The organism is Staphylococcus sp. HMSC036D05 (genome assembly GCF_001836225.1).
Lineage (GTDB): Bacteria > Bacillota > Bacilli > Staphylococcales > Staphylococcaceae > Staphylococcus > Staphylococcus caprae.
The window spans coordinates 45,176-57,299 of record NZ_KV827780.1; the positions used below are offsets into that span (position 1 = coordinate 45,176).

General features: G+C 33.4%; 10 protein-coding genes. 8 read left to right on the forward strand and 2 right to left on the reverse strand.

The window, feature by feature from the left end; translation table 11 throughout:
* Positions 1-15: 15 nt before the first annotated feature.
* Genes mnmG through noc form a run of 3 tightly spaced genes read left to right on the forward strand, consistent with a single transcriptional unit; the run spans position 16 to position 3,499 of the window.
* Positions 16-1,896 carry a tRNA uridine-5-carboxymethylaminomethyl(34) synthesis enzyme MnmG gene (gene mnmG, locus HMPREF2580_RS04175; protein ID WP_070830588.1) on the forward strand — a complete coding sequence of 627 codons (1,881 nt, stop codon included), beginning with the start codon at positions 16-18 and terminating at the stop codon, positions 1,894-1,896.
* A complete protein-coding gene (rsmG, locus tag HMPREF2580_RS04180; protein ID WP_070830590.1) occupies positions 1,893-2,612 on the forward strand; it encodes a 16S rRNA (guanine(527)-N(7))-methyltransferase RsmG in 720 nt (239 codons plus the stop codon). The genes mnmG and rsmG overlap by 4 nt, the downstream gene beginning before the upstream one ends.
* Positions 2,613-2,659: 47 nt before the next feature.
* Complete coding sequence (noc, locus tag HMPREF2580_RS04185) at positions 2,660-3,499, forward strand: nucleoid occlusion protein (RefSeq protein WP_070830754.1); 840 nt, start codon at positions 2,660-2,662, stop codon at positions 3,497-3,499.
* A 90-nt stretch (positions 3,500-3,589) separates the two neighbouring features.
* Here noc and HMPREF2580_RS04190 read toward each other — a convergent pair whose 3' ends face one another.
* Together HMPREF2580_RS04190 and HMPREF2580_RS04195 are read right to left on the reverse strand one after the other, a co-directional pair.
* Complete coding sequence (locus HMPREF2580_RS04190; RefSeq protein WP_070830592.1) at positions 3,590-4,225, reverse strand: HAD family hydrolase; 636 nt, start codon at positions 4,223-4,225, stop codon at positions 3,590-3,592.
* Positions 4,226-4,479: 254 nt separating this feature from the next.
* The gene (locus HMPREF2580_RS04195) at positions 4,480-9,168 is read right to left on the reverse strand and encodes a Spy0128 family protein (RefSeq protein ID WP_070830594.1); all 4,689 of its coding nucleotides are present in this window, start codon (positions 9,166-9,168) and stop codon (positions 4,480-4,482) included.
* A gap of 485 nt (positions 9,169-9,653) precedes the next feature.
* On the opposite strand from HMPREF2580_RS04195, the gene HMPREF2580_RS04200 reads away from it, so the two are divergent.
* The 5 genes from HMPREF2580_RS04200 to HMPREF2580_RS04220 all read left to right on the forward strand — a co-directional run.
* Positions 9,654-10,013 carry a DUF3147 family protein gene (locus HMPREF2580_RS04200; protein ID WP_002445070.1) on the forward strand — a complete coding sequence of 120 codons (360 nt, stop codon included), beginning with the start codon at positions 9,654-9,656 and terminating at the stop codon, positions 10,011-10,013.
* A gap of 19 nt (positions 10,014-10,032) precedes the next feature.
* Entirely contained in the window at positions 10,033-10,428 is a 396-nt protein-coding gene (locus HMPREF2580_RS04205) for a DUF3147 family protein (RefSeq protein WP_002445072.1), read from the forward strand.
* Positions 10,394-10,939 carry a TetR/AcrR family transcriptional regulator gene (locus tag HMPREF2580_RS04210; protein ID WP_002445074.1) on the forward strand — a complete coding sequence of 182 codons (546 nt, stop codon included), beginning with the start codon at positions 10,394-10,396 and terminating at the stop codon, positions 10,937-10,939. The genes HMPREF2580_RS04205 and HMPREF2580_RS04210 overlap by 35 nt, the downstream gene beginning before the upstream one ends.
* A 76-nt stretch (positions 10,940-11,015) precedes the next feature.
* Positions 11,016-11,651, forward strand: a complete 636-nt coding sequence (locus HMPREF2580_RS04215; RefSeq protein WP_070830596.1) for a DUF443 family protein — start codon at positions 11,016-11,018, stop codon at positions 11,649-11,651.
* A gap of 53 nt (positions 11,652-11,704) precedes the next feature.
* On the forward strand, positions 11,705-12,124 hold a 420-nt coding region (locus HMPREF2580_RS04220; protein ID WP_070830598.1), incomplete at its 3' end, for a DUF443 family protein.

Sequence of the window (12,124 nt, forward strand, 5' to 3'; positions counted from 1 at the left end):
CGAGGAGGTAAAAAAGTGGTTCAAGAATATGATGTAATTGTCATCGGTGCTGGACATGCAGGTATCGAAGCAGGTTTAGCTTCGGCAAGACGTGGTGCGAAGACGTTAATGTTAACAATTAATTTAGATAATATCGCATTTATGCCATGTAACCCATCAGTGGGTGGTCCTGCTAAAGGTATTGTTGTACGTGAAATTGATGCGTTAGGTGGACAAATGGCGAAGACGATTGATAAGACACATATCCAAATGCGTATGTTGAATACTGGTAAAGGACCAGCTGTAAGAGCATTGCGTGCACAAGCGGATAAAGTGTTATATCAACAAGAGATGAAACGTGTGATTGAGGACGAAGATAACTTAGATATTATGCAAGGCATGGTAGACGAGTTAATTATTGAAGATAATGAAGTTAAAGGTGTACGTACAAACATTGGAACGGAATACCATGCTAAAGCCGTGGTTATCACGACAGGTACATTCCTACGCGGAGAAATCATCTTAGGAAATATGAAATATTCAAGTGGTCCAAACCATCAATTACCATCAATTACATTGGCAGATAACTTGAGAGAACTTGGCTTTGATGTAGTCAGATTTAAGACAGGTACGCCTCCACGCGTGAACGCGAAAACGATTGATTATTCTAAAACTGAAATCCAACCTGGTGATGATGTAGGACGTGCGTTTAGTTATGAAACGACTGAGTATATTCTAGATCAACTACCTTGTTGGTTAACGTATACGAATGGTGAAACGCATAAAGTGATTGATGACAATCTTCATTTATCTGCGATGTATTCAGGAATGATTAAAGGTACTGGACCTAGATATTGTCCTTCAATTGAAGACAAATTTGTTCGCTTTAACGATAAACCTAGACACCAACTTTTCCTAGAACCTGAAGGACGCAATACGAATGAGGTGTATGTGCAAGGGTTATCTACAAGTCTTCCTGAACATGTTCAACGTCAAATGTTAGAGACAATTCCAGGTCTCGAAAAGGCTGACATGATGCGCGCAGGCTATGCGATTGAATATGATGCGATTGTGCCTACGCAATTATGGCCAACACTTGAGACGAAAGCAATTAAAAATCTATATACTGCAGGTCAAATCAACGGTACATCAGGTTACGAAGAAGCAGCTGGACAAGGTATCATGGCAGGTATTAATGCAGCAGGTAATGTATTAGGTACTGGAGAGAAAATCTTAAGTCGTTCTGATGCATACATTGGTGTGTTAATCGATGACTTAGTGACTAAAGGTACGAATGAACCATATCGATTATTGACTTCTCGTGCTGAATATCGTTTATTATTACGTCATGATAATGCAGATTTACGTTTAACTGATGTAGGTTATAAATTAGGTATGATTTCTGAAGAACGTTATGCGCGCTTTAATGAGAAACGCCAACAAATTCAAGATGAAATTCAACGTTTAACAGATATTCGTATTAAACCGAATGATCATACACAATCAGTGATTGAGTCTAAAGGCGGTTCACGCTTGAAAGATGGTATCTTAGCCATTGATTTATTACGCCGTCCAGAAATGACTTATGACACAATTCTAGAAATCTTAGAAGAAGAACATCGCTTACCTGAAGCGGTTGAAGAACAAGTTGAAATTCAAACGAAATATGAAGGTTATATCAATAAATCTTTACAACAAGTTGAAAAAGTTAAACGAATGGAAGAGAAGAAAATTCCTGAAGACTTGGATTATAGTAAAGTAGATAGTTTAGCTTCTGAAGCTAGAGAAAAATTAGCAGAAGTCAAACCTTTAAACATTGCTCAAGCGTCTCGTATTTCAGGTGTAAATCCAGCTGATATTTCAATCTTACTTGTTTATTTAGAACAAGGAAAACTTCAAAGGGTGAATCAATCATGAGTGTAGAATGGCTATCTGAGAAATTAAGAGAACATGGTATCGAATTGTCTGACACGCAAAAAGAACAATTCCAAACGTACTATCAATTACTTGTTGAGTGGAATGAAAAGATGAACTTAACAAGTATTACAGAAGAACATGATGTATACTTAAAACACTTCTATGATTCAATTACACCTAGTTTCTATTATGATTTCGATGGAGATAAGAGTATTTGCGATGTTGGAGCTGGTGCAGGCTTCCCAAGTATTCCTTTGAAAATTGTTTTTCCTGAATTAAAGGTAACGATTGTGGATTCATTGAATAAACGAATTCAATTTCTCAATCATTTAGCTGCTGAGCTCGGTCTCCAAGATGTAAGTTTTGTACATGATCGTGCGGAATCATATGGCAAGGGAGACTACAGGGAGTCTTATGATATTGTTACAGCTCGTGCTGTTGCGCGTCTCACAGTATTAAGTGAATTGTGCTTACCTTTAGTTAAAAAAGGTGGTCAATTCATCGCACTTAAATCTTCAAAAGGTGAAGAAGAATTGCAAGAAGCGAAGTTTGCTATTAATATTTTAGGTGGAAATGTGAGAGAAACATATACATTTGAATTACCTGAAGATGCTGGCGAAAGACAAATGATTGTGATTGATAAACGTAGACAGACTTCTAAGAAATATCCTAGAAAACCAGGTACGCCAAATAAATCTCCACTACTTGAAAGTTAAGATTTAACATCATTCATATACAAATAATTGAGAGGGAGAGAATGGATATGAAGAAACCTTTTTCAAAATTATTTGGTTTAAAAAATAAAGATGACATCGTTGGTTATACTGAAGAAGAACGCAATAATAATGTAGAATCCATTCATATTGAACGTATCGTACCCAATCGTTATCAACCAAGACAAGTATTTGAGCCAAATAAGATAAAAGAATTAGCTGAATCAATTGAAGAGCATGGTTTGTTACAACCTATTGTTGTACGTCCGATTGAAGAAGACATGTTTGAAATTATTGCTGGTGAGCGGCGATTCAGAGCATTACAATCTTTGCATAAACCACAAGCTGAAGTAATCATTCGCCATATGAATGATGAAGAAACCGCAGTAGTTGCGTTAATTGAGAATATTCAACGTGAGAATTTATCTGTGGTAGAAGAAGCGGAAGCATACAAGAAATTGCTTGAAATTGGAGATACAACACAAAGTGAATTGGCTAAAAGTTTAGGTAAAAGCCAAAGTTTTATCGCTAATAAACTGCGCTTGTTAAAGCTTGCTCCTAATGTGATTAAACGATTACGAGAAGGTAAGATTACTGAAAGACATGCGCGTGCTGTCTTAGTCTTATCAGAGGACGAGCAAGAGGAATTAATTGAGCAAGTCATTAATCAAAAATTGAATGTGAAACAAACTGAAGATAAAGTTCGTCAAAAGACAGGTCCTGAAAAGGTTAAAGCACAGACGTTCCAATTCTCTCAAGATGTGACTCAAGCGAGAGATGAAGTTGGTAAGAGTATTCAAGCCATCGAGCAGTCTGGCTTACGTGTTGAACATAAAGATAAAGACCATGATGACTATTATGAAATAAAGATTAGAATATATAAGAAATAGTAAGAAGAGAAAACGAGTTAATGCAATATAGGGTTGCACTTACTCGTTTTTTTGTGTTTATTAGGGGTGTTTATTTACTTTTTAAATCATTTAAAAGTTTAATTCAGTAACATTATTGATGATAAACGTTGGGTCTTCGGATTTTAGTTCATCTTCGCTATGTGTGCCCCAAGTTACTGCACATGAGGATACGTTTGCGCTATTGGCCATTTGCATATCAAATATGGCATCACCGATATAGATCGTTTCTTTATTATTGAGGCGATACTTATTTAAGATGTAGTTGATACCATCAGGCGCAGGTTTGTAATTGTCAACTTTGTCAGAACCAATGACTTCGGTGAAGAGATGATCTATTTTTAATATTTCTAGATTACGAATCAGTACATCTGTCTTTTTACTCGAGACGACAAACAATCTCTTGTCTTCAGCAAGCATGCTAAGTTGTTTAGACATCCCTTTGTAAAGTTGTAGATAAGATGCCTCTATGTCTTTGTAATTCTTTCTAAATGTAGTGATGATTTCTTCTAATTGTACATCGTCTAATGGTGTTGGACTCATTAATCTAAAGGATCTTTCAATAGGGATTCCCATATAATATTCAATATCTTTCACTGTAGGTTCTGTCATACCTTTATCTCGAAAAGTCTTCTGTGTAGCCACCACACTACATTGCTTAGAATCAGCAATTGTTCCGTCAAAATCAAAGATTAAATTCTTATACATGGATGATTAACCTCGCTTGTTTGGAATTGATTTGATAAAACCTTAACACAAAAATATTAAGTAATAAAATTCGCATCAATATATTTGAAATCACTCAATTTATTAGACGGAAGGCAGTCTTAGGAGAATTGTATAAATGACTTCCCCCGTTTTATTACTTCTATCGACAGTAAGAAATATATTAATACTATTTATTACAAAAAAAGAAGAAGTCGAGTTAACTTCTTATCTCTCAACTTCTTCTTATTTAATTTCTAAATTGATTTAGATTTTCGTCTTCGTCTGCCTAATAGAATAAGGCTACCCAATCCAGCGAATATTGTAGCGAACAATGTTTTATCGTTATTCTTATCAGAAATGCCAGTATCTGGAAGTGAAGCTACTTTATGAATTTCATTATATTTATTGAATTTAGTTTCTTTCATTAATTCAATTTCTTTATTATATTTCGCCTTTTTATCGTATTCAACTTTATGTTCAGTTGTTTTTTGAGGTTTTGGCACAAGAACTTTATTTGGTGTTGGCATTTTTACTGGTGTGAACGTATTATTAAACTCAATATCTGCTGGCAATTCAGTTTTACTTACTAAAATATGGCCTTCTTTTGTAATTGTGATTTTTACTTTAGCTTTCATATGATCGTAAGTAATATTTGAATCATTGCCTTGAAGTTCTTCTACTGTATAAGTATACGTACCAATATCGTTATTTTCGAAAGTAAGATTGTTGAAAATGACTTTACCATCAATCGTGTTTTTAGTACGCGCCACTTCTTTACCTTGTTCATCTTTAAGTACAAAGTCGAATTCATGAGCTTTTAGAGGTCGACCGATTAATTTTTTAGAGAAATCAAGACTTAAAGAAACGGGACTCACATAATAGTTATTAAATTCAGTGTCATTTGGATTAACAATCACAGCTTCGTAATTTCCAGAAAGATGATTTTTAACTACATTTACTGTAACAGTCGCCACCATAGGATCATAATCAATATTCGTATCTGTTCCTTGCAATTCTTTAATTGTGTACGTATGACTACCTTCAGAATCATAAGTTAAATGATCGAATATCACTTTACCATTTTGATTAGACACTGTTTGAAGCACGTGGTCACCTTCAGAAAGGGTAAATTGGAACTCGCTATTCGATAAAGGTTTACCAGTAAGAACATTATTAAATTCAAGTTTAGCTATTGCTGGTAAAGGAATATAAGTGTTATTAAACTCAGTATCCGCCGGCAATTCAGTTTTACTTTGCAGTATATGTCCTTCTTTTGTAATAGAAATTTTCACATTAGCCTTCATACTATCGTAGGTAATATTCGGATTATTTCTTTGTAGTTCTTCTACTGTATAAGTGTGCGTACCTACATCACTATTTTTGAAAGTAATGTTATTGAAAATGATTTTTCCGTCAACCGTATTTTTAGTACGTGCCACTTCCTTACCTTGTTCATTTTTCAGTACAAAGTCGAATTCGTCAGCTTTTAGAGGTCGACCAAGTAATTCTTTTGAGAAATCAAAGCTTAAAGCAATTGGATTTACATAATAGTTAGTAAATTTAGTGTCATCAGGATTTACAATCACAGCCTCATAATTGCCAGTGATTGGATTTTTAGTTACATTTACCGTAACAGTTGCCACCGCAGAATCATAATCAATATTCGTGTCTGTTCCTGGGACTTCTTTAACTGTGTACGTATGGCTACCTTCAGAGTTATAAGTTAAATGATCGAAAGTGACTTTGCCATTCTGATTTGTCGCTGTTTGAAGTACATGGTCGCCTTCAGAAAGGGTGAATTGGAACTCGCCATCAGTTAAAGGTTTGCCAGTAAGAAGAATATTATTAAACTCAAGTTTAGTTGTTGCTGGTAAAGGAATGTAAGTATTATTGAACTCAGTATCCGTTGGTAATTCAGTTTTACTTTGTAAAATATGGCCTTCTTTAGAAATTGAAATTTTAACAATAGCTTTCATATTATCGTAAGTAATGTTTGGATCATTACCTTGTAGTTCTTCTACTGTATAAGTATGCGTACCCACGTCACTATTTTTGAAAGAAATATTATTGAAAATGACTTTACCGTCAATCGTATTTTTAGTACGTGCGACTTCCTTACCTTGTTCATTTTTCAGTGTGAATTCAAATTCATCAGCTTTTAAAGGTCGATTAAGTAGTTTTTTCGAGAAATCAAAGCTTAAAGCAATTGGACTTACAAAATAATTATTAAATTCAGTGTCATTAGGATTAACAATCGTAGCTTCGTAATTACCAGTAACTGGATCTTTAGTTACATTTACTGTAACAGTCGCCACCATAGGGTCATAATCAATGTTCGTATCTGTTCCCGGTACTTCTTTAACTGTATACGTATGACTACCAACAGAATTATAAGTTAAATGATCGAACGTGACTTTGCCATTCTGATTAGACACTGTTTGAAGCACGTGGTCACCTTCTGAGAGGGTAAATTGGAACTCACCATCAGTTAAAGGTTTGCCATCAAGAACATTAGTGAATTCAAGTTTGGCTGTTGCTGGTAATGGCGTGTAAGTATTATTAAATTCTGTATCTAATGGTGCGATTGATGTAACGGTAAGTGTATGTAGTTCTGTATTTTCAAATTTAAGTACGTTTACAGAGATTACGGCTTTCATCGGATCGCTTGTCATACGTTCTTCGTTACTCGGAACTTCTTCTACATTATATTTAAATGTATGTCCAACATCTGCATTGGTATACGTAGGACGTTTGCCGTCTAAGAAGGTAAAGTTAATTGCACCTTGAGCATCATTGACACCTGTAGCTAGCACTTCTTCCTTATCATTTTTTAAAGCAAAATGAAACTCTCCATCTTTTAAATTACGTCCTGTTAAAGATTTAGTGAAAGGAATATTTAAATCAAAAGGTTGGGGTTCAACGTAATAATTTGTGAATGCCTGGTTACCATCATTATCCCCATCGTAACTATAAACCACATTTGCTTTTAACATCTCGTCTTCTTCAATAACAGTTATTGTAGCAGTTACTCGCAACGGTTCAGCATCATAATTAGGATTTAAATTTGTTTTATTTTCAGTAATTGTATAAGTATAGGTACCTGGCTTAGTAAACGCGATTTTATCAAATGTTACTGAACCATCCTCTGCATTCGTTTTTGATTGTGAAGCATCTGGAATTGTTGGTGAATGAGGGCCTGCCTCTATATTAAAGGTGAATTCACCTGGAGTTTGATTATGATCGCCCTTAATTATATTATGCACTTTTAACGTTACTTCAACTGGATCAAGCGTAGTATAGTAATAGTCTGCTGGTTTAATTCTTGCTAAAAAGTTTTGTAAGCGGAAGTTACCTCCAGAACCAACTTGAACCCCGTTAATGACTTGTTTAGGTGCGAAAAGCATACCTGCAGCGTCACCTTCACTTGCTGGTTGTATTTTAAATGGTTTCGGATAACCAGGTATATCAATGTATTCACCTAGATGTTCCATGTTTCTTTCACCAGGCTTTAACGTTTCTGCATAAACTCTCACGTAGTTAGTAGTGTCAATACCAGTTGATTTAGCGGCCTCTGACATATGGTCGATAGATAGTGTCCAAATTTCAACACGTGTTGTGCCGTCTTCGCCTACTACCTCTTTGATACGTTTGATACCACCGTTACTATTTGTAGCATCTACATATCTTAATCCTACTGGGTATGCAGATATCAATGTACCAGACATATTATCAGGACTCACAGTTTGATATAATTTATAGCCTTTAAATCTACGAACATTCGAAGCGGTGTATGTTTGTCCTCCCATACCTTGAATTGTATAATGAGCTAATTCTTGTTCAGTATGATCTGGCTCATAAGTTTGTGTATTGATATCGTTTTTATCAGCTTGGAATGTAGGATTATTTTTATTTATTACACGATAGTGCGTTGTTAGAGAAGCGGTTATCGGAATAAAATACTGAGGATCAGGAGAGGTATTTCCTTCATTCGCACTATTATAAACGTCAAAAATTCTTAGACTCGTACGTTGATTACCAAGATTACCATTTTTATCACTTTTGAATTGCACTTTAATCGCTGGCACAGTTTGTTTAAATTGATTTAGAGTATGTAGAAACGTGAAATCTAGTAAGGCATATTTAGCTTTGTTAGGATCTTGAGTTGCTACAACATGTGCCAAACTATTTTCTCCAAACGTTACTACACCATCTGCGTTGATTGATTTTGTTTCAACAATAGAATTATTTACACCGTCTACCAATTGAATAGTGATATTATCAGAGTCGTCATATGGTTTTGATAAACGATAATAATATTTTGTATGGTATGTAGTATTAAAATTTGTAAGATCTGTGATAGCAATGGTGTATTGATTAGGGTCAGGATTTGCTTCAAATACTACATTTGGCGTTGGTGTTGTATTTGAATTTTTAGGCTGTGGAGTTACGACCTCTCTATTTTTAACTGACGCACCATTTGGATTATCCATATTAGGCGTAGCGATAGTTGCGTGATCAGTTAATACACCTTCTGAAGTAATAGGTGACGTTGCAGAACGTCGTACACGAGTATGTACTTTTTGTTTGTTCGTAGTAGACGAAGATGCAGTTGTTTGTGCATTCGTATTATCTGTTATTTGTTTAGGTTTTTCGCTAGTAATGTGAGAATCAGTTTCTTTAGTGTTAGAAGTGTTTTCAGATTGAGTCGTGTTAGTTGTTGGAGTTTGGGTTGATATTTCTGAATTTGATGACTTAGTCACTTCATTTTCCAAAGGTTGTGGTTTAGAAGTCGTATCACCTAATTGAAGTGACGTGTTATTGTGGATTTCATCTGCATGAGCTACATCTTGAAAGCCTACGAATAAAAAGGCACCTAGTAATACAGAGCCAGTTCCTATTGAAAACTTTCTGATAGAGAATCGATATTTTGTTTTTAATTTCATAGCTTGATGTCCTTTCTTAGATGAATTAAATAATTTCTTTAATTTAATTATAAAATATATAAAATGGAAAACAACATTGTGTCTAAATTGTCATAAATATAATATAAATAGCAAAACACCGTTTACAGATAATGAGATTTCGCTATTTATAATTAATTACTCTTTTTTTCTTCATGACGTTTTAGTGCATAATCGTTTTTCAGTAAGCTGAATTTCACACATCTAAAAAAGTTCACAATACTACGTAAAATAAAGATAATTATTACTAACCTCAAAACGTTCAATTCAACGAGCGCACTTTTAAACTTAGTAAATTTTCTTTCATATTCAATCATTTGAATAACTGTTTAACGTGAAACAATGAATATTTGTATTTTTAGAAAATTAGGTATTTTAAACGATATGTTTACAACAACCTTTAATCGATTTAAACTAAAAGTAAACGAAACGTTTCGTTTAATAATTAATTGATAAGAAGGGTTATTGTGTTTGGAATATCGATTTCTAGTGCTATTCTTCATTTCGTTATAGGTGGTCTTGCTGTCGCACTGGCATCAGTGATAGCAGACAAAGTTGGCGGTAAATTAGGTGGCATTATTGCTACTATGCCGGCAGTCTACCTGGCCGCTGTTATTGCTTTAGCTATAGACCATAGAGGACATCAACTTATTCAAATGTCTATACATTTAAGTACAGGCGCTGTAGTTGGAATTGTATCTTGTATCATTACTGTCTTTTTAACTTCTTTATTTATAGGTAAGAGAAATTATAAGAGCGGAACGATATTTGCAATTGTATGTTGGTTAGTCATATCTGTAGCAATATTTGTAGTCAAACATATTTAATGATGGAGGCATTTAAGTAATGAAATTAGTGTTAATAAAATTTCTTGTAGGTGGATTTGCGGTATTGATTAGTTATATCGTCTCAGTCGTATTACCGTGGAAAGAGTTTGGAGGTATTTTCGCAACCTTTCCAGCTGTGTTCTTAGTTTCAATGTTTATCACTGGTATGCAATTTGGCGATAAGGTTGCGATGCACGTGAGTAGAGGGGCAGTCTTTGGCATGATCGGCGTACTCTTTAGTATTTTAGCTACTTGGGGTCTTCTTCAAGCTACTCAAATGTGGTTAGTTAGTATTATTGGCGGATTTGTTGTATGGTTTGTAAGTGCATTAGTTATTTTTGAAATGGTTGAATTTATTTTCCGTAAAAGAAGGGATAAACATGGCTGGAAGACCGAAAGATCCAACGATAAATAAGAAAATTTATGATGAAATTAATCGTTTACTTGAAACAACGCACTTTAGGGACATTACAATTGATCAGATCTCGGAAAATACAGGCATCTCTAAAGCAACGATTTATCGTAGATGGAAAGATAAAGCTTCAATTATTATGGATATGTTTGTTGAACAATCTCACAAAATATTTATAGACGATAATGGCGATTTATATGAAGATTTGTTTCAATTTTTAGTGAAAATTAAAGATATTTATAAAACGAAATTAGGTAGTGCAGTTATTGAAATACTTGTCAGTCACCAACAAATCGAAGCACGTGAAATGTTCATGACGAATTATTTCAATAACAATCGTAAAACATTAAAAAAGATTATTAGCAATCATATTAAAGATGAAGAACAAGATTTATTTATAGATCTCATCTTCTCACCCATTTACTTTAATATATTAATTAAACCTGATTCTTTAGATGAAAATTACATTGAAAAGATGTTGAAAAAGATTATTCAGGCATATAAGCCAAATTAAAGAAGTTATAGGAATTTTGTGAGAAAGCATGAAGGTAAGTGAATTAGGATGTCAATCCTATGAAATGGAGTAAAAAATGAGAGGGTATATTGAAAATTTAAATAATAATATTAGATATAAAATTTTAAAGAGTGATAGAGAAGTATATTTAATTGATTTACAACAATATTTAATCTCTTATTTTTTCCCAATGATTAATTGGTCATATATCAATGGTTATAAATTAAGTGAAAAAGAATATAGTGATTTAATTAATCCTAACCAATCAAAAAAGGCCAATAAAAAATATTCGCCTATTGTTGCAGGGTTGACGATACTCATTGCTGTATTATTGAGGCCTTTAATTCAAATTGCAGGAATACCTATTCATTTTATTTCTGCAATATCAATAGTTATTATCACATTTTCAATAATTACTCTATTGCATTATTTTCTAAGAAATAAAAATAAAATCAGAATGTTAAACACGAAAGAAAATAGTCATAAGATTTTGGTAACACCAACCTTTAAACATATATGTGCAATAGTCACTTTATATATTATTCTAACCTTAACTTTGTATATAGGAATAAATATGTTATTTATTCAAACGGAAATAAATTATATCGTTTACATGTTTTGGGTTTTGTTAATGGTTTTTCAAAGTTTTTTAAATATGATGACATTTAACCTTGGTAAAGTTAAATATAAAATTTATAAACAGCATGGTTGAGTTATAGTAATTCTAAATCAATGTTTAAATTTAAATAGAATTGGTGAGAACGAATGGAACAGGTATATACAATATATAAAAATCCTAGATATAAAATCATTCAAAAAGATAATCAATATTTAATGATCGATTTAGAACAAAATTGGTATTCTTACCTGTGTCCTATGCTAAATTGGTTTATACCTATTAAATATACAAAACTTACTTACCAAGAGTTTAATAATTTAAATATATTTTCAAATGGAAGTAATTCTAGTTATGGAATGATAGCTGGTGGTATAGGTGTCACAATTAGTGTACTTTTAAGAAGTATAGTGGGTTTAATGGACATTAATATTAGTCGAATATGGATGCTAGTCATGTTTTTAATTGGATTTGTTGCTGTGGTCGGGCTTCGTTTAGCTATACGAAAGAAGTTGAAACATCCATCGTTCAATAAGAACAGTAAACAAAAAGTAAGACTGATTCCATCA